14 protein-coding genes are annotated in these 18,248 nt (G+C 56.0%); 9 read left to right on the top strand and 5 right to left on the bottom strand.

All coding sequences use genetic code 11. From position 1 onward, the window contains the following. Nucleotides 1-31: 31 nt before the first annotated feature. Entirely contained in the window at nt 32-1,330 is a 1,299-nt protein-coding gene (gene eno / locus IM282_RS02510; RefSeq protein WP_022649201.1) for a phosphopyruvate hydratase, read from the top strand. Nucleotides 1,331-1,382: 52 nt separating this feature from the next. On the opposite strand, the gene IM282_RS02505 is transcribed toward eno, so the two are convergent. After that, on the bottom strand, nt 1,383-2,207 hold the full coding sequence (locus tag IM282_RS02505) for a MurR/RpiR family transcriptional regulator (protein WP_015571725.1): 825 nt from the start codon (nt 2,205-2,207) through the stop codon (nt 1,383-1,385). Between the two features lie 166 nt (nt 2,208-2,373). Here IM282_RS02505 and IM282_RS02500 point away from each other — a divergent pair, with 166 nt between their 5' ends. From IM282_RS02500 to queE, 3 genes are read left to right on the top strand one after another with little or no spacing between them, the layout of a single operon-like run. Then, nucleotides 2,374-3,933 carry a PTS transporter subunit EIIC gene (locus tag IM282_RS02500; protein ID WP_192970083.1) on the top strand — a complete coding sequence of 520 codons (1,560 nt, stop codon included), beginning with the start codon at nt 2,374-2,376 and terminating at the stop codon, nt 3,931-3,933. Continuing rightward, nucleotides 3,933-4,640 carry an N-acetylmannosamine-6-phosphate 2-epimerase gene (locus IM282_RS02495; RefSeq protein ID WP_023298492.1) on the top strand — a complete coding sequence of 236 codons (708 nt, stop codon included), beginning with the start codon at nt 3,933-3,935 and terminating at the stop codon, nt 4,638-4,640. The genes IM282_RS02500 and IM282_RS02495 overlap by 1 nt, the downstream gene beginning before the upstream one ends. A 54-nt stretch (nt 4,641-4,694) precedes the next feature. Further along, nucleotides 4,695-5,366, top strand: coding sequence for a 7-carboxy-7-deazaguanine synthase QueE (gene queE / locus IM282_RS02490; RefSeq protein ID WP_006811780.1), 672 nt, complete (start codon nt 4,695-4,697; stop codon nt 5,364-5,366). Between the two features lie 17 nt (nt 5,367-5,383). Here the strand turns inward: queE and IM282_RS02485 are convergent, their stop codons facing one another. Together IM282_RS02485 and IM282_RS02480 are read right to left on the bottom strand one after the other, a co-directional pair. Next, a complete protein-coding gene (locus tag IM282_RS02485; protein ID WP_032626005.1) occupies nt 5,384-6,781 on the bottom strand; it encodes an MFS transporter in 1,398 nt (465 codons plus the stop codon). 27 nt (nt 6,782-6,808) lie between these two features. Further along, nucleotides 6,809-7,978, bottom strand: coding sequence for a M20 aminoacylase family protein (locus IM282_RS02480; protein WP_023306836.1), 1,170 nt, complete (start codon nt 7,976-7,978; stop codon nt 6,809-6,811). Nucleotides 7,979-8,149: 171 nt separating this feature from the next. Between IM282_RS02480 and IM282_RS02475 the strand changes: the two genes are divergently transcribed. Further along, nucleotides 8,150-10,504, top strand: coding sequence for a helix-turn-helix domain-containing protein (locus IM282_RS02475; protein ID WP_038416606.1), 2,355 nt, complete (start codon nt 8,150-8,152; stop codon nt 10,502-10,504). Here IM282_RS02475 and queD read toward each other — a convergent pair. Continuing rightward, entirely contained in the window at nt 10,489-10,854 is a 366-nt protein-coding gene (gene queD, locus IM282_RS02470) for a 6-carboxytetrahydropterin synthase QueD (protein WP_006811776.1), read from the bottom strand. The two genes, IM282_RS02475 and queD, sit on opposite strands and share 16 nt — an antisense overlap. Before the next feature lie 303 nt (nt 10,855-11,157). Between queD and cysJ the strand changes: the two genes are divergently transcribed. The 3 genes from cysJ to cysH all read left to right on the top strand — a co-directional run bounded on the left by cysJ (nt 11,158) and on the right by cysH (nt 15,509). Then, a complete protein-coding gene (gene cysJ, locus IM282_RS02465; RefSeq protein ID WP_192970082.1) occupies nt 11,158-12,963 on the top strand; it encodes an NADPH-dependent assimilatory sulfite reductase flavoprotein subunit in 1,806 nt (601 codons plus the stop codon). Continuing rightward, entirely contained in the window at nt 12,963-14,675 is a 1,713-nt protein-coding gene (gene cysI, locus IM282_RS02460) for an assimilatory sulfite reductase (NADPH) hemoprotein subunit (RefSeq protein WP_023298486.1), read from the top strand. The genes cysJ and cysI overlap by 1 nt, the downstream gene beginning before the upstream one ends. 99 nt (nt 14,676-14,774) lie before the next feature. Beyond that, a complete protein-coding gene (cysH, locus tag IM282_RS02455; protein ID WP_023298485.1) occupies nt 14,775-15,509 on the top strand; it encodes a phosphoadenosine phosphosulfate reductase in 735 nt (244 codons plus the stop codon). A gap of 93 nt (nt 15,510-15,602) precedes the next feature. Here the strand turns inward: cysH and IM282_RS02450 are convergent, their stop codons facing one another. After that, entirely contained in the window at nt 15,603-16,646 is a 1,044-nt protein-coding gene (locus IM282_RS02450; protein WP_023298484.1) for an aminopeptidase, read from the bottom strand. 237 nt (nt 16,647-16,883) lie between these two features. Between IM282_RS02450 and cysG the strand changes: the two genes are divergently transcribed. Then, nucleotides 16,884-18,242, top strand: a complete 1,359-nt coding sequence (cysG, locus tag IM282_RS02445; protein ID WP_192970081.1) for a siroheme synthase CysG — start codon at nt 16,884-16,886, stop codon at nt 18,240-18,242. Nucleotides 18,243-18,248 lie beyond the last annotated feature (6 nt).

Raw genomic sequence — 18,248 nt, 5'->3', positions numbered from 1 at the left:
TTTTAGTTTAACTTGTACTGAGGAAAATCTAATGTCCAAAATCGTTAAAGTCATCGGTCGTGAAATCATCGACTCCCGTGGTAACCCGACCGTTGAAGCCGAAGTTCATCTGGAAGGTGGTTTCGTCGGTATGGCTGCTGCTCCATCAGGCGCATCTACAGGTTCCCGCGAAGCGCTGGAACTGCGTGATGGCGACAAATCCCGTTTCATGGGCAAAGGCGTACTGAAAGCGGTTGGCGCTGTTAACGGTCCTATTGCTCAGGCTATCGTTGGCAAAGATGCCAAAGATCAGGCTGGCATCGACAAGATCATGATCGATCTGGACGGTACTGAAAACAAATCTAACTTCGGTGCGAACGCAATCCTGGCAGTTTCCCTGGCGAACGCCAAAGCAGCCGCTGCTGCTAAAGGTATGCCACTGTTCGAGCACATCGCTGAACTGAACGGCACCCCAGGCAAATACTCTATGCCTGTACCAATGATGAACATCATCAACGGTGGTGAGCACGCAGACAACAACGTTGATATTCAGGAATTCATGATTCAGCCTGTTGGCGCGAAATCCCTGAAAGAAGCGGTGCGTATGGGTTCTGAAGTGTTCCACAACCTGGCTAAAGTTCTGAAAGCTAAAGGTATGAACACTGCTGTTGGTGACGAAGGTGGCTACGCGCCAAACCTGGGTTCTAACGCAGAAGCGCTGGCTGTTATCGCTGAAGCGGTTAAAGCAGCAGGCTACGAGCTGGGCAAAGACATCACCCTGGCGATGGACTGTGCAGCATCTGAATTCTACAAAGACGGTAAATACGTTCTGGCTGGCGAAGGCAACAAAGCATTCACCTCCGAAGAGTTCACCCACTTCCTGGAAGACCTGACCAAACAGTACCCAATCGTTTCTATCGAAGACGGTCTGGACGAGTCTGACTGGGATGGTTTCGCATACCAGACCAAAGTACTGGGCGACAAAATCCAGCTGGTTGGTGACGATCTGTTCGTAACCAACACCAAGATCCTGAAAGAAGGCATCGAGAAAGGCATCGTTAACTCCATCCTGATCAAATTCAACCAGATCGGTTCTCTGACCGAAACGCTGGCTGCGATCAAAATGGCGAAAGACGCTGGCTACACCGCTGTTATCTCTCACCGTTCTGGCGAAACTGAAGACGCTACCATCGCTGACCTGGCTGTGGGTACCGCTGCTGGCCAGATCAAAACCGGTTCTATGAGCCGTTCTGACCGTGTTGCTAAATACAACCAGCTGATTCGTATCGAAGAAGCGCTGGGCGAAAAAGCACCTTACAACGGTCGTAAAGAGATCAAAGGCCAGGCATAAGCCTGAACTTTCGTTCTTATGAAAAAACCCGCTTCGGCGGGTTTTTTGTTTTCTATAGCAGAAGCGGCAGCGTGGCGCTGGCCGTTTGCTGGCTTACGTCACCGTAATGGCTGTCTACTGCGATAAGGGAAGTGGTAAGCAGTTCAACCAGCAGCATCACGCCAACCTTGGCATTGAGCGCACCTGCGCTCAGCGGTCCCTCGGGCTTGGCTGCAACCAGCTGTAAATCGCTCAGGGAGGCCAGCGGGCTGCGGGGTGTATTGCTGAGCGCCAGTACCTTAACGCCACGCTTGCGGGCGAGTTTCACCACGTGAAGCAGATCCCGTGTAGAGCCAGAACTTGAGATGGCCACCACCAGCGTCTCTTTCGAGAGCGTCGTCGCATTCATGGCGGCGCGATGCATATCGCTAAACAGCTGTGCAGGTTTGCCGAGTCGCAGCAGCTTGTAATGCAAATACTCCCCCAGAATCGCGCTGGCTGCCACCCCGTAAATTTGCACTGATTGCGCCTGATGCAGGGCCAGTGTCGCCTGTTCAAGCTGGGCCCGGTCGAGGAGTTTTGCGGTATCTTGCAGCGCCTGGACAGACTCATCCACCACGTTATCTATCGCATCTCCTGCCTGACGCTCTGGCAAACCCTGCTGAATATCCAGCGCAAGCGCCATTTTAAATTCGTTATATCCCTTACAGCCCAGCGTGCGGCAAAGGCGTGTGACGCTGGCCTCGCTGGTGCCGCTTTCACGCGCCAGCTCGGTGATCGTCAGGTAGAGCACCCTGGCAGGATCGTTGAGAACAAACTCCCCCAGTTTTTGTTGCGTTGGGCTGTACCCGGAAGCCTCCTGGCGTAGCTTCAGCAGCAGGTTTTCATGGTCCGACATGCTAGATCCTTAATGCGTTTCTCTGCCAACTAGTGTGGCGGAAAGCGGGGGAGAGATGCCAGTCATTTCGAAAAAGTATGATCGGCGTCCTGGTTTTTGGTGGTAATTTTCACAATTAAAATTATATATGGTAAAAATTTTCATCAACAACCAGGGGGATAATAAAATGATGCAAATGTTCAGCGGAGCGTCTTCCGGCGGATGGTTTGAAAAAGCGCAGCGCTTTGGCAAATCCTTTATGTTACCTATCGCCATACTGCCCGCAGCAGGTCTGTTGCTGGGGATCGGCGGGGCGCTATCGAATCCGAATACGCTTACCGCGTATCCATTTTTAGACGTTGGCTGGCTACAGGCCATCTTTACCATCATGAGCAGTGCAGGCTCGATTGTGTTCGCAAACCTGTCGGTACTGTTTGCTGTTGGGGTCGCCGTTGGGCTGGCAAAAAATGATAAAGGTACGGCAGGGCTGGCGGCATTACTCGCTTATCTGGTGATGAATGCCACTATCAATGCGCTGCTGATCCTGACCGGAAAACTGGCGCATGAGAACCCGGGTGCCGTAGGGCAGGGCATGACGCTGGGTATTCAGACGCTTGAAACGGGCGTGTTTGGTGGGGTCGTTATTGGGCTTGTGACCTGCGCACTGCATCATCGGTTTAATAAAATCGCGCTTCCGCAATTCCTTGGCTTTTTTGGCGGCTCACGCTTCGTACCCGTTATCAGCTCACTGGCGGCGATACTCGTCGGCGCGCTGATGACCGTGGTCTGGCCGCATTTTCAGAAGCTGATCTTTGGACTTGGCGGTCTGGTGGATGCCACCGGCTATCTGGGAACATTGCTGTACGGCTTCATCCTGCGCATGCTTGGCCCGTTTGGCCTGCACCACATCTTTTATCTGCCGTTCTGGACCACCGCGTTTGGCGGCAGTGAAATTGTTAACGGTCACCTGGTTGAGGGCACGCAGCGGATCTTCTTTGCTCAGCTTGCGGACCCGAACACCCAGCACTTCTATGAGGGCACGTCGCGCTTCATGTCCGGGCGCTTTATCACGATGATGTTTGGCCTGCTCGGCGCCTGCCTGGCGATGTACCACACGGCTAAACCCGAGAACAAGAAGCGCGTAGCCGGGCTGCTGCTGTCAGCGGCGTTAACCTCTTTCCTGACGGGCATTACCGAGCCCATCGAGTTCTCATTCCTGTTTATTGCGCCGGTGCTGTACGTCATTCATGCGCTGTTTGACGGGCTGGCGTTTATGCTCGCGCACATGCTGCATATCACCATCGGGCAAACTTTCTCCGGCGGGTTTATTGATTTCGTGCTGTTCGGCATTTTGCAGGGTGAAGCGAAAACTAACTGGATGTTCGTCCCGCTGGTAGGCGTACCGTGGTTCTTCCTTTACTACTGTACTTTCCGCTATCTGATTAAACGTTTTGATTTTGCCACGCCGGGCCGTGAAAAGGAGGCGTTGGCTGACGAGGCTACCCTGCCGCAAAGCGAGCGTGCCGCGGCGGTGGTCGCCGGATTGGGTGGAAGAGACAATCTGGATGACGTTGACTGCTGCGCCACGCGTCTTCGCGTCACGGTGAAAGACGGTAGCAAAGTCAATGAAGCAGCACTGAAAGCGACCGGCGCGCGCGGCGTTATCGTCCGCGGCAACGGTGTCCAGGTCATCTATGGCCCGCACGTCACCCTTATCAAAAACGAAGTGGAAGAGATCTTATCGTAATGAAAACTGTACTGGATAACCTGAAAGGAAAACTGGTCGTCTCCTGCCAGGCGCTGGAAAATGAACCGCTGCACAGCCCGTTTATTATGTCGCGAATGGCGCTGGCGGCAGCCCAGGGCGGTGCCGCTGCGATCCGCGCCAATAGCGTGGTGGATATCAAGGCTATCAAAGGGCTGGTCTCACTGCCGGTCATCGGCATCATCAAACGGGACTATCCGGATAGCGAGGTGTTTATCACCGCGACGCTCAAAGAAGTGGATGAGCTGATGGCGGTCGCCCCGGACATCGTTGCGCTGGATGCGACCGCCCGGAAACGGCCCGGTGGCGTATCGCTGGACATGCTGATCGCGCAGATCCGCACCCGTTACCCTTCGCTGCTGCTGATGGCGGATATTGCCACCGTGCAGGAGGCCGTGACCGCGCAGGCGCTGGGGTTTGATTGTGTCGGAACCACCCTTTACGGTTATACGGCAGAGACCGCGGGCCATTCGCTACCGGAAAATGACTGCGCGTTTTTGAAAGAGGTGCTGTCTGCCGTCACGATCCCCGTGATTGCCGAAGGTAACGTGGATACCCCCGATCGCGCGGCCAGGTGTCTGGAGTTGGGGGCGCATACGGTTGTCGTCGGCGGGGCGATCACCCGACCGCAGCAAATTACGGAACGGTTTATGGCGGCAATTGGCGCGCAAAGCACCGATGGAGCATGATCATCTGACGGGGATCTGCGATACTTATCGTTTATTCCCTTAACAGAGTTGACTATGCAGTACCCGATTAACGAGATGTTCCAGACCCTGCAAGGCGAGGGTTACTTTACCGGCGTTCCCGCTATCTTTATTCGTTTACAGGGATGCCCGGTTGGCTGCGCCTGGTGTGATACCAAACATACGTGGGATAAGCTCGCAGATCGGGAAGTGTCGCTGTTCAGCATTCTGGCGAAAACCAAAGAGAGCGATAAATGGGGCGCGGGCAGCGCGGAAGATCTGCTTGCCATTATTGGTCGTCAGGGCTGGACGGCGCGGCATGTGGTGATCACCGGCGGGGAACCCTGCATTCACGATTTGATGCCCCTCACCGAACTGCTCGAGAAGAATGGCTATAGCTGTCAGATCGAAACCAGCGGTACCCATGAAGTGCGCTGCTCCCATTCAACGTGGGTAACGGTTTCACCGAAAGTGAATATGCGCGGCGGTTATGACGTACTGTCGCAGGCGCTTGAGCGTGCGGATGAGATCAAACATCCGGTGGGGCGCGTGCGTGACATCGAAGCGCTGGACGAACTGCTGGCGACGCTGACGGATGAGAAGCAGCGCGTGATCGCGCTACAGCCTATCAGCCAGAAAGACGATGCAACCCGTCTGTGCATTGAAACCTGTATCGCCCGCAACTGGCGCCTGTCGATGCAGACGCACAAATATCTGAACATTGCCTGATACTTTTGTGGCCCCGCTTAACGCGGGGCTTTTGTTGTTGGCAGTAAAGCCCAGGTCACGACTGCCGACCCAAGGCAAATCGCACTGTTGAACAGCAAGGCATACTGCGCGGCACTGGCCGTTCCCATCGGCAGCCATAGGGCGTACAGCGATGCGGTGACCGCGATCCCCATTGCGCCGCCCAGGGAACTGCCCATCTTATAGATCCCTGAAGCCACCCCCACTTTGTTTTCAGGGGCATTCATTACTGCCGTGTCCGTTGAGGGCGTGGCATAACATCCGAGCCCCAGCCCGAATAAAATATTGCTCAGAAAAACGGTAACAATGTAGACCTCTTTGCTTAAGAAGGTGCATGAAATCAGCGTAATACCTGTTGCGGTCAGTAGCGGGCCGGTCATCATCGGCAGCCTGGCGCCATAGCGCTGAAGCAGTTTTTCACCCACCCGGATCATCGCCAGTACGGTAACCAGATACCCCAGCGTCATCATACCGGTCTGTAGCGGTGACAGATGATGGCCTTGCTGCAACCAGATGCTGGCGATCATCATGGTGCCAATGCAGCCGTTGAGCAGGAAATTTGAGAATACCGAGGCGCTATAGGCCCTGTTTTTAAACAGGGCGAAATCGATCAACGCCGCATCGCCCTTCCGCCGCCCGGTAACGACAAAGCACATCAGTGCAATCACGGCTCCACACAGTACAAGAAGCGATAAACTGCTGCTCCAGCCCCAGCTGTGTCCTTTGCTGATAAACAGATTAAACAGCACCAGCATAAGGACAAAACTCACCAGGCCGCTGATATCCAGCTTGTGTCGACACGCATCAGGGCTGCGGCTTTCCGGCGTGGCGCGGATAAGCAATAGCGCGACCAGAGCCACCACTATCGACAAAATAAAAATCCAGCGCCAGCCCAGCGTGGTGGCGATGGCGCCTCCCACAAACGAGCTCAGGCCACTCCCGCCCCATGAACCAATAACCCAGAAGCTGATTGCGCGCTGGCGTGCTTTCCCTTCATACCAGGTCTTAATCAGCGCCAGCGTGGCGGGCATGATGCAGGCCGCGGATAGCCCCTGTATCGCTCTTCCCAACAGAAACAGGACGGGCTCCCATGAAATGAACAGCAGACCGCTTCCGATCATGCTCAAAATCAGGCCTGTCATGGTCAGGCGCATGCGCCCAAACTTATCGGCAAACCCACCGCAGGCTACGACAAAACAGCCGCTAAACAACGCGCTCAGGCTGACGGCCAGCGTAAGGGTTTCGAGGGCAATGTCGAGGCTATTCTGCATGGCCGGAACCACGTTGATAACCGACTGGGCAAACAGCCAGAAGGTCAGAACGCTCATGACGATACCCGCCAGCAGCCGATCGTTACCGGCGTAGGCGGATGCGTCTGTCAGGGAAACGGTACTCATAATGCAGCCCTCCCGGGAAGGTGCGAATCAGCGCAGATAGTGTTCGGTCAGTGCGGCCCACAGCGCCGCGCCGGTGAGGAGAATAGTGTCGTTAAAGTCGTAGCCCGGGTTATGCACCATGCAGCGGTCAGGCTCATCGCCAGCGCCAAGGGTGAAATAACAGCCATTGGGATTTTTCTCGAGCATGAACGCAAAGTCCTCGCTGCCCATAAACGCATTCACCTCCGCGACGGAATCCTGACCGAACAGATCGGTGGCGACGTTGCGCACCATCTCATTGGCTTGCGGATTGTTTTTCAGTACCGGGCTGCCATTAATGTGTCGAATGGTAGCCGTGGCATTGAAACTTTCCGCCTGCGCAACGGCGATATCATGGATGCGCTGTAGCACGGTTTGCCGCACGCTTTCATCCAGCGTGCGCACGGTAAGTTTCATCAATACTTTGTCGTTGATGATGTTGGGGGCATGTCCAGCCTGAATGCTGCCTACGGTAACGACGGCAGGCTGAAAAGGAGTGATATTGCGCGAAACAATGGACTGCAAAGCGATAGTGATATGACAGGCAACCAGGGTGGCATCTACGGTATGTTCTGGCACCGCGCCGTGCCCCCCCACGCCGTTAACCTCAATATGAAGGGTGTCCGAAGAGGCCATCATGGCGCCATCGCGCAGACCAATTTTTCCGACGGGCTGTGACGGCATATTGTGCAGACCAAAAATGTGGTCGCAGGGGAACAGGTCAAACAAACCGTCCTCTACCATAACGCGTCCGCCATACAGAAGTTCTTCCGCAGGCTGAAAAATAAGGTGCAGCGTGCCGTTAAAATTGCGGGTGCGTGCCAGGTACTCCGCTGCATACAGGAGCGTTGTGGTGTGGCCGTCATGACCGCAGCCGTGGAATTTACCCTCAACGGTACTGCTCCAGGCCTTGCCGCTGTTTTCCTGCATAGGCAGCGCATCCATGTCGGCGCGCAGACCCAGGCGTTTAGGCCCGTTACCCACCTTCAGCGTGCCGACCACACCGGTTTTCGCCAGGCCGCGATGAACCTCATATCCCCATTCCTCAAGCAACGCCGCAACGCGATCGCTCGTATTGTGCTCCTCAAAACCAATTTCAGGATGCTGATGAAAATAGCGACGTAATTCAGTGAACTGGGCCTCTTTGCCGCGCAGAGCTTCGATAATTGGATGTGTCATTTTTGTTATCCTTTTTATGCCAAACGGTGATAATTTCGAGTCTATGACGATCGCACTGCCAGAAAATGCATTTTTTTGTTGTAAAGCGACGGTTTTGTTTTGATTGTTTTTCATACAATTCCGTTATGACAAAAAAGAGCCGGTCATTATTTGTCTTTGATGAGGGGAAAGATGAATCAGCGGGGAGATGAATTTTGGGTGGAGATCCAGGACATTCGCCACTGCGTGGAGGATGAAGGCGATACGCTAACGTTGCTCTGGGTGCTGGAAGGGCGGGCTGAGCTGAATACCGATGTGGGACGTGACATCCTGGAGGCCAATACCCTTGCCATCATCAACCGTCATCGGCGCTGGCAGTTCACGAGCGAAACGGCAAATATCACCCTGCGCGTGTCCCTTTCCGGGCGCTGGGTGGTCCAGCTCTGCAATGATTTTTTTGTCCATGATTACGCTATACCGGCAGAAGCCGGAGGCGTCTGGCCCCAATGCGATGCGCTTCGCGATCTGCTGCGCCAGCTTCTTGTGGTCACCCTCATCAACGATCCACACCGCTACCGGCTGGAGGCGTACCGCTGGCTGAGCGAGATATTGCTGTTGCTGACCAGCCGCTTTCAGCAGCCCGCCCGGTTTTTGTCCCGTGAACTTTCCCCAGCGCACAGCAAACGTATTGCCCGGGTGATAGAGCGGATCAATGCCAGTTATTCTCGCCGTATTACGCTTGCGGAAATCGCCGCGAGTGAATATGTCTCTGAAGCCTGGCTCTCTCGTCTCTTTAGAAAGGAAGTGGGGATCAGTTTCATGCAGTACATCACTACCCTGCGGCTGGAAAAGGCGGCTGACGCGCTCCGTCTGACGAACCGACCGCTGCATCAGATTGCGCTTGAGCAGGGTTTCGCCAGCACGCGTATGATGACCGATCGGTTTCGGCGTGTTCACAATATGTCCCCGGGTGAGTTTCGTAAGTCCCGACGCCAGCACCCGGAGGCCACACGTGTTCGTACGGACAGGTGTGAGCAGCGCTATCCGGTGGCCATGGATAAACTGTTTAGCCTGCTCAATGAACCGGTGGCGCGCGGCTGGGGAGCCTCCCCGCTTATCGATCGACCGCAGCAGGAGCAGACACTGGATCTTGAGCAGCTCAATCCTCTCTCCACCTCGCTGCGTCGTATGCGGGTGGTCATTACCCTGCGTGAGCTCGACGATTTACTGCGTGAGGACGTTCGTCAGAATCTTGAAGCGATAAATGAGGCCATTCCCATAGAGGGAATTGATATCGCCGAACCTTTTCTCAGCAGCCGTCTGTTTGCCACCGGGTGGGATGACCCCCAGATGGCGGGCTACGCCTGCTGGTACAATCTGCATCAGCTCTTCACCTGGCTGGCAAAAAAGCAATGGACGGTGCTGCTGCACACCGGCGTAACGACCCGTCGCGATCTACTTGCCCGTTTTTTACAACGGTCGGTCAATCATTTTTCGCCCGAGATCACCGCGGGCTGGCACTTTGTCATGCACTGGTCAACACAGGCGAGTGAGGAGACCCGGGAGCAGGTCTGGCTGGCGCAGCAAAACGTCATACGCAACTATCTGCCACAGGCAAAGTTTGGTTTATGGCATCGATTTTCACCCGACAGCGCGGGCGTGAGCGACAATACCCTGTTCAGCTCAGCCATCCTGATGCAGGCCGATTTTCTTGCCTGTTCAGCCGATGCCAATGAACTTCTCGATCCTGCGCAGCGGGAGCCAGCCCAACTCTCTTCTACAGAAAATTATCCGGTACAGAAGATCCGCCAGATTATCGCCGCCCTTCGTCTGCGCAAATGTTCGCTTCCCGTCTGGCTTCTCTCCTGGAATACCCTCACCGGGAACACGCGGGCGACAAACGGCTGGTTTTTTCGTGGGGCGCTGCTGATGCAGAGCCTGCTCGGGCTATCGGAACAGGTCTGGCTAGGGGGATTCTGGCTCAATTCGGGCCTTCAGGGTGAAGCCCGTGCGAACAACACCATCGATACGTCAAGCCTTGCGCTACAGTACAACCATGGTCTTCCACGGCCGGTTTATTGGGTACTCTGGCTCTGGCAACGCCTGCGGGGCGAGGTGCTGGTAAACGACGGGCGTGTTCTGCTCACGCGCCATCACAATGGTTACCAGTTGCTGCTGCGTAATGTCGTGGTTTTTAATCCGCTCCTTTCCAGTGAAGAAGCATTCATCCAGCGTTTTCGCCAGCAGTATCATTTACACCTGAAGGGAATGCGCGGTATTTGGCGAATTAAACGCCATCTTTTCGATCAGCATAACGGCGCGCTCTATCCGTTGCTTGAAGGGGTAGGCAGCGAAAGCGGCCCTGACGAAGAGATGTGGCGCTGGATAGCGCACAAAGCGCGTCCAACGCTTTCCCTGTACGATGAACGCATTGATGACGGCTGGCAACTGACAGAATCACTGGAGAGTAATGCGCTGGTGCTCTATGAGTTTACGCCGCTCGTGCCTCTTGAGGCCGAAACGGAGGAGATTCACTCCCCGCGGTAGACGCAGCCTGCCGTGCAGGTCTCTTTGATCATCACCGCGCTTAGCAGCGGCACAAGCGGTTTCATCTGATCCCAAATCCATTTAGCCAGCACTTCGCTGGTCGGGTTTTCAAGGCCCGGAATATCATTCAGATAGTAGTGATCGAGACGATCGTAGGTCGGCTTAAACGCGGCCTTCAGTTCGGCAAAGTCCATGATCCAGCCCGTATGGGGATCGACTTCACCGGTGATTTCAAGACGCACCATAAACGAGTGTCCATGCAGGCGGCCACATTTGTGCCCGGCAGGAACGTGTGGAAGGTGGTGTGCGGCTTCGAAGGTGAAATCTTTAAACAGTGTGGTGGACATCATAGCTCTCAGGAATGCGGAAAAAACCGCCGCATAGTACCGGAAAGCACAATTTTTATCATTAACTAAAACGGCTCTGAACGGTCACCGCCTCGTATTCATGGTGTTTATCGACTTTTGTTGTTTTATTTCATATAGTTATTTAATCGCTTTTATCGTTAAGAACGATAACTAAAACAGGTTAGTCCATTTGGTTATTTATTATTTCCATCCCTTCTTTAATTGTTATTATCCCCGCCGTTAACCTTATCTTCAGTTTGGATTTATTCGCTTAAAGTCCGCTTTGCTACTGGAACATAACGACGCATGACAACACAGGCCCCACCTTCAAATTTGCTTCCCCTTAACCCGGAGCAACTGGCGCGCCTCCAGGCCGCGACTTCCGATTTTTCACCCACCCAGCTTGCCTGGGTCTCCGGCTATTTCTGGGGAATGCTGAACCAGCAGCCGGGTGCTGTGGCAGGCGTACCGCCAACGGCCGTTGAAATTCCTGCCATCACGCTTATCTCCGCTTCGCAAACGGGTAATGCCCGTCGTGTGGCCGAAGCGCTGCGTGATGACCTGCTCGCCGCGAAGCTGAACGTTAACCTGGTCAACGCCGGGGATTATAAATTCAAACAGATCGCGTCAGAAAAACTGCTGGTGGTGGTGGCGTCAACGCAGGGGGAAGGTGAGCCTGCTGAAGAAGCCGTCGCGCTGCATAAGTTCCTGTTCTCGAAAAAAGCGCCAAAGCTCGAGGGCACCGCCTTTGCCGTCTTCGGCCTCGGTGATACGTCCTATGAATTTTTCTGCCAGTCCGGTAAAGATTTCGACAGCAAGCTGGCGGAGCTGGGCGCAGAGCGCCTGCTGGATCGCGTAGACGCTGACGTGGAATACCAGGCTGCCGCCGCCGAATGGCGGGCGCGCATCGTTGAGGTGCTGAAGGCCCGCGTCCCGAAAGAGACGCCAGCGCAGGCCGCCGTTACCGCAGCCGGCACCGTTAACGAAATCCACACCAGCCCTTACACGAAAGAGGCGCCACTGACGGCGAGTCTGTCGGTAAACCAGAAAATCACGGGCCGTGATTCGGAAAAAGACGTGCGCCATATCGAAATCGATCTCGGTGACTCTGGCCTGCGTTACCAGCCTGGCGATGCGCTGGGCGTCTGGTATCAGAACGATCCGGCGCTGGTGAAAGAGCTGGTCGAGCTGCTGTGGTTGAAAGGCGATGAACCGGTTACCGTGGACGGCAAAACGCTCTCGATCTCCGAGGCGCTCCAGTGGCATTTCGAACTTACGGTGAACACCGCCAACATCGTTGAAAACTACGCCACCTTAACCCGCAGCGAATCGCTCCTTCCGCTGGTCGGGGATAAGGCGAAGTTACAGCAATACGCGGCGACAACGCCGATTGTCGATATGGTGCGTTTCTCTCCGGCACAGCTGGATGCTGACGCGCTGGTCGGCCTGCTGCGTCCGCTGACCCCGCGCCTGTACTCCATCGCCTCCTCGCAGGCGGAAGTGGAAAACGAAGTCCACATCACCGTTGGCGTGGTGCGTTACGACATCGAAGGCCGCGCGCGGGCGGGCGGGGCGTCAGGCTTCCTGGCAGACCGCGTGGAAGAAGAGGGCGAAGTTCGCGTCTTTATCGAGCACAACGACAACTTCCGCCTGCCGGCGAACCCCGAAACGCCGGTGATTATGATTGGCCCAGGCACCGGTATTGCGCCATTCCGCGCTTTTATGCAGCAGCGTGCGGCAGACGACGCGCCGGGTAAAAACTGGCTGTTCTTCGGCAACCCGCACTTTACTGAAGATTTCCTCTACCAGGTTGAGTGGCAGCGCTACGTCAAAGAGGGCGTGCTGACCCGCATCGATCTGGCCTGGTCCCGCGATCAGAAAGAAAAAGTATACGTACAAGACAAACTGCGCGAACAGGGCGCAGAGCTGTGGCGCTGGATCAATGACGGCGCCCACATTTATGTCTGCGGCGACGCCAATCGCATGGCGAAAGACGTTGAGCAGGCACTGCTGGAAGTGATTGCCGAATTCGGCGGTATGGATGCCGAAACGGCGGATGAATTTTTAAGTGAGCTGCGCGTAGAGCGCCGTTATCAGCGAGATGTCTACTAATGAGCGAAAAACATCCTGGCCCACTGGTGGTCGAAGGCAAACTGACTGATGCCGAGCGCATGAAGGTAGAGAGCAACTACCTGCGCGGTACCATTGCCGAAGATTTAAATGACGGCCTGACCGGCGGTTTCAAAGGCGACAACTTCCTGCTGATCCGTTTCCACGGTATGTACCAGCAGGACGACCGCGATATCCGCGCCGAGCGTGCCGAACAGAAGCTGGAGCCGCGTCACGCGATGCTGCTGCGCTGTCGTCTGCCGGGCGGGGTAATCACTACGAAACAGTGGCAGGCGATCGACAAGTTTGCCGGTGAAAACACAATCTACGGCAGCATTCGTCTGACCAACCGTCAGACCTTCCAGTTCCACGGCATTCTGAAGAAGAACGTCAAGCCGGTGCACCAGATGCTGCACTCCGTGGGTCTGGACGCGCTGGCGACTGCCAACGACATGAACCGTAACGTGCTCTGCACCTCGAACCCGTACGAATCTGAGCTGCACGCCGAAGCGTACGAGTGGGCGAAAAAAATCTCCGAACATCTGCTGCCACGTACCCGCGCCTATGCGGAGATCTGGCTCGATCAGGAGAAAGTCGCCACCACCGATGAAGAGCCGATCCTCGGTCAGACCTACCTGCCGCGTAAGTTTAAAACCACGGTGGTGATCCCGCCGCAGAACGATATCGACCTGCACGCCAACGACATGAACTTCGTGGCGATTGCCGAAAACGGCAAGCTGGTCGGCTTTAACCTGCTGGTGGGCGGCGGTTTGTCCATTGAGCACGGTAACAAGAAAACTTACGCCCGCACCGCGAGCGAGTTCGGCTTCCTGCCGCTGGAGCACACGCTGGCCGTGGCAGAGGCGGTGGTCACGACCCAGCGTGACTGGGGTAACCGTACCGATCGTAAAAACGCGAAAACCAAATATACCCTTGAGCGCGTAGGCGTCGAGACGTTCAAAGAAGAAGTGGAGCGTCGCGCGGGCATCAAGTTTGAGCCGATCCGCCCTTACGAATTCACCGGTCGCGGCGATCGCATCGGCTGGGTGAAAGGCATCGACAATAACTGGCACCTGACGCTGTTTATCGAAAACGGCCGTATTCTTGATTATCCGGGCCGTCCGCTGAAAACCGGCCTGCTGGAAATCGCAAAGATCCACAAAGGCGAGTTCCGTATTACCGCCAACCAGAACCTGATCGTCGCCAGCGTGCCGGAAAGCGATAAGGCGAGAATTGAAGAGCTGGCCCGCGAGCACGGGTTGATGAATGCTGTGAGTGCGCAGCGTGAAAACTCAATGGCCTGCGTGTCGTTCCCGACCTGTCCGCTGGCGATGGCCGAAGCCGAGCGATTCCTGCCGTCCTTCACTGATAAAGTGGAGGCGATTCTGGAAAAACACGGTATTCCGGACGAGCATATTGTTATGCGCGTGACGGGCTGTCCGAACGGCTGCGGCCGCGCGATGCTGGCCGAAATCGGTCTGGTAGGGAAAGCGCCGGGTCGCTATAACCTGCACCTGGGCGGTAACCGTATCGGGACACGTATTCCGCGTATGTTCCGCGAGAACATCACCGAGCCGGAAATTCTCGATTCCCTCGACGTGCTTATCGGACGCTGGGCGAAAGAGCGCGAAGCGGGTGAAGGCTTCGGCGACTTTACGGTACGTGCGGGCATCATTCGCCCGGTGCTCGATCCCGCAAGGGATTTCTGGGAGTAATCCATCCTTTGCCCGGTGGCGCTTCGCTTACCGGGCCTACGGGTTTTGTAGGCCGGGCAAACGCAGTGCCGCCCGGCGAAACAGGCAAACGAGGTTCTTATGTCCGTACTCGATCTAAACGCCCTTAATGACCTGCCAAAAGTTGAACGCATTCTGGCCCTGGCAGAAACTAACGCCCAACTGGAAAAGCTCGACGCCGAAGGGCGCGTGGCGTGGGCGCTGGAAAACCTGCCGGGAGACTATGTGCTTTCGTCGAGCTTTGGCATTCAGGCGGCGGTCAGTCTGCATCTGGTGAATCAGATCCGTCCGGACATTCCGGTGATCCTCACCGATACCGGCTATCTGTTCCCGGAGACCTATCAGTTTATCGACGAGCTGACGGACAAGCTCAAGCTGAACCTGAAGGTTTATCGCGCAACCGAAAGCGCGGCCTGGCAGGAGGCGCGTTACGGCAAGCTGTGGGAGCAGGGCGTTGAGGGCATCGAGAAATACAATGAGATCAACAAGGTCGAGCCGATGAACCGCGCGCTGAAAGATCTTCATGCGCAGACGTGGTTTGCTGGGCTCCGCCGCGAGCAGTCCGGGAGCCGGGCAACGCTGCCGGTGCTGGCGGTGCAGCGTGGCGTGTTCAAAGTGCTGCCGATCATCGACTGGGATAACCGCACGGTGTACCAGTATCTGCAAAAGCACGGGCTGAAGTACCATCCGCTGTGGGATCAGGGCTACCTGTCGGTAGGCGACACCCATACCACGCGTAAATGGGAACCGGGAATGGCGGAAGAAGAGACGCGATTCTTTGGGCTGAAGCGCGAGTGCGGGCTGCACGAAGGGTAATGTTTTTTCGCCCGGTGGCGGCTACGCCTTACCGGGCCTACGTTTCGTGCCGTTGTAGGCCCGGTAAGCGCAGCGCCACCGGGCTTAATTGCATCAGGCTTTCCCCGCTTTCGCCAGCTCCTTCACCAGCGGCAGCATCACTTTCACGACATCCCGGCTGCGGTGCTCAATCCGCTGCGGCAGCGTTTTATCAATGTGCTGCTGATTATCCAGCCGCACGTCATGCCAGCTGGTCCCGTTTGGGAACGCCTTCGATTTAGCGCGCTGCTGATAGCCATCTTTTTTGCCCAGCGCCCAGTTAGTCGCCTCGACGTACAGCACCGGAATGCCCGCCTTATCAAACACTTCACCGTCATTACAGCAGCCCGTGCCTTTGGGATAATCGGGGTTACCGCCCGGATTTGTCGCGGCATAGACGCCATGCGTGCGGGCAAGCGCCAGCGCGCGGTCGCGGGTGAGTTTACGTACGCTGCTCGGCGTGCTCTGTCCGCTATTAAAATAGAGCTTATCTCCCACGATCAGATTATCGAGGTTAATCACCAGCAACGTATTTTTCTTCTCCTCAGCGGTCATGCGCTTAAGGAGATTCTCAGCGCCGAGTTTTCCTTCTTCTTCACCGCTGGTCGCAACAAAGCGAATGCTGTATTTCGTCGGAATATTCTTCAGGCGTTCGGCCAGCTCAAGCATGACGCCCAGCCCCGCCGCATTGTCATCCAGTCCCTGAAGCGTCAGCCCGCCGAGGTTATTATCGACATCGGCGTCGCTCATCGGCGTGTAGGTATCAAGGTGCGCCATAATAATAATCTGCTCAGCCGCCTTTCCTTCGTGCGCCGCAATGACCGTGCTGCCGGTTACGTTATGCCAGTTCTGCGTTTTATTGCGTGAGGTATAGATGTAGCGGCTGTGGAAAGCGCGAATGTCGCTCTCATAGCCCATATCCGCAAACTGCTGACGAATATAGTCTGCCGAGAGCATTTCGGCTGGGGTTCCGGTCATGCGGCCCGGAAAGACCGTCGCAATATGCCGCGCCTGCATACTGGCTATTTCACCGTAAGATTGATTTTTTGCCTGAGCCGGAAGGATAAAGCAAACGCCGAGCGCCAGGGCAACGAATCGGTGGCGCATTGCGGAAAACATAGTGAGTCCTTAAAAACAGAGCAAAATTTTAACCCGCATAGTATGAAACTGTGATCGGGTAGACACAATTTGAATTGCGCTTAAATGCCCGAAATTTCGCGTGTTAAGCACTTTTTGATATTTGCTTTTCCATGGCGTTATTCCATTGAGTAACTACTCATTCCAATTCGTAATTTCATTCGGTCTAAGCCGCCCCCTATAGTCCCTTTATTCCTGGTTGTTAGTGAGTTGTTGCCTGTGGACTATCTCCCCCTTTTTGCTGCCTTGAAAGACCGACCGGTACTGGTTGTCGGGACGGGTGAAATTGCCGATCGCAAAATCGCGTTCCTGCAACGCGCCGGGGCGCAGGTGCAGGTCGTTGCAGAGGCGGATTTTGAAGAGTCTCAGATCGACAGCGTGGTGCTGGTGATTGCGGCAACCGAAGATCGGGCGCTCAACCGCCGAATCTCCGACGCAGCCCAGGTCCGCCACCGTCTGGTGAACGTGGTAGACGACCAGCCGCTGTGCTCGTTTATCTTCCCGTCGATTGTTGACCGCTCGCCGCTGCTGGTGGCGATCTCCTCCGGCGGCACCGCACCGGTGCTGGCGCGCGTGCTGCGGGAAAAAATCGAAGCGCTGCTGCCGACCAGCCTCGGGCGCATGGCGGAGAAGGCCAGCTACTGGCGCAACCACCTTAAAACGCGTCTGACCAGCGTGACGGAACGCCGTCGCTTCTGGGAGCGTGTGTTTCGCGGCCGCTTTGCCAGCCTGATGCATGCCGGTAACGAGACGGCGGCGCAACAAATTCTCGAGGACGAACTGGATAACCCCGGCAGCACGGGCGGGGAGATCATTCTGGTGGGCGCCGGGCCGGGCGATGCCGGGCTGCTCACGCTGCGTGGCCTCCAGGTTCTTCAGGATGCGGATGTCGTGTTCTACGACCATCTGGTCACCGACGGTATTCGCGAACTGATCCGCCGTGACGCGGAGCAAATTTGCGTCGGCAAACGTGCCGGCGAGCACTCCGTGCCGCAGCACGACACCAATCAAATGCTGATTGCCGCCGCAAAAGCGGGCAAGAGCGTGGTGCGTCTGAAAGGGGGCGACCCGTTTATCTTCGGCCGTGGTGGCGAGGAGTTGCAGGCGGCAGCCGAAGCGGGCGTCCCGTTCCAGGTGGTCCCCGGCATTACGGCGGCGTCTGCCGTCACGGCCTACGCCGGTATTCCGCTGACCCATCGCGATTACGCCCAGAGCGTGACCTTTGTGACCGGGCATTATAAAGCCGACAGCACGCCGTTTGACTGGTCGCATCTCGCCCAGAGCCGACAAACGCTGGCGATTTATATGGGCACGATGAAAGCGGCAGACATCAGCGAACAGCTTATTCAGCACGGTCGCGATGCGACGACGCCGGTAGCAGTGATCTCCCGCGGGACACGCGTCGATCAGCATGTCGCCATCGGCACTTTACAAGACCTTGCAACCCTGGCGAAAGACGCCCCGATGCCCGCCCTGATCGTGGTGGGAGAAGTGGTGCAGTTGCACAGCTCGCTCGCCTGGTTCCAACACACAACCGACACAGAAGGCTTCGGCGCTTCTGTTGTAAATTTGGCTTAAGGAACG

It is taken from the genome of Enterobacter cloacae complex sp. P29RS (assembly GCF_014893445.1).
Lineage (GTDB): Bacteria > Pseudomonadota > Gammaproteobacteria > Enterobacterales > Enterobacteriaceae > Enterobacter > Enterobacter intestinihominis.
The sequence above is the reverse complement of the archived record's forward strand: the minus strand, read 5'-3'. Positions and strand labels throughout refer to the sequence as shown.

Bases quoted from the DNA above. Each gene is read 5' to 3' on its own strand.
- IM282_RS02485 (WP_032626005.1), bottom strand. From the start codon at position 6,781: ATGAGTACCGTTTCCCTGACAGACGCATCCGCCTACGCCGGTAACGAT.
- eno (WP_022649201.1), top strand. From the start codon at position 32: ATGTCCAAAATCGTTAAAGTCATCGGTCGTGAAATCATCGACTCCCGT.
- IM282_RS02475 (WP_038416606.1), top strand. From the start codon at position 8,150: ATGAATCAGCGGGGAGATGAATTTTGGGTGGAGATCCAGGACATTCGC.
- IM282_RS02495 (WP_023298492.1), top strand. From the start codon at position 3,933: ATGAAAACTGTACTGGATAACCTGAAAGGAAAACTGGTCGTCTCCTGC.
- IM282_RS02480 (WP_023306836.1), bottom strand. From the start codon at position 7,978: ATGACACATCCAATTATCGAAGCTCTGCGCGGCAAAGAGGCCCAGTTC.
- queE (WP_006811780.1), top strand. From the start codon at position 4,695: ATGCAGTACCCGATTAACGAGATGTTCCAGACCCTGCAAGGCGAGGGT.
- cysI (WP_023298486.1), top strand. From the start codon at position 12,963: ATGAGCGAAAAACATCCTGGCCCACTGGTGGTCGAAGGCAAACTGACT.
- IM282_RS02450 (WP_023298484.1), bottom strand. From the start codon at position 16,646: ATGTTTTCCGCAATGCGCCACCGATTCGTTGCCCTGGCGCTCGGCGTT.
- IM282_RS02500 (WP_192970083.1), top strand. From the start codon at position 2,374: ATGATGCAAATGTTCAGCGGAGCGTCTTCCGGCGGATGGTTTGAAAAA.
- cysH (WP_023298485.1), top strand. From the start codon at position 14,775: ATGTCCGTACTCGATCTAAACGCCCTTAATGACCTGCCAAAAGTTGAA.
- queD (WP_006811776.1), bottom strand. From the start codon at position 10,854: ATGATGTCCACCACACTGTTTAAAGATTTCACCTTCGAAGCCGCACAC.
- cysJ (WP_192970082.1), top strand. From the start codon at position 11,158: ATGACAACACAGGCCCCACCTTCAAATTTGCTTCCCCTTAACCCGGAG.
- IM282_RS02505 (WP_015571725.1), bottom strand. From the start codon at position 2,207: ATGTCGGACCATGAAAACCTGCTGCTGAAGCTACGCCAGGAGGCTTCC.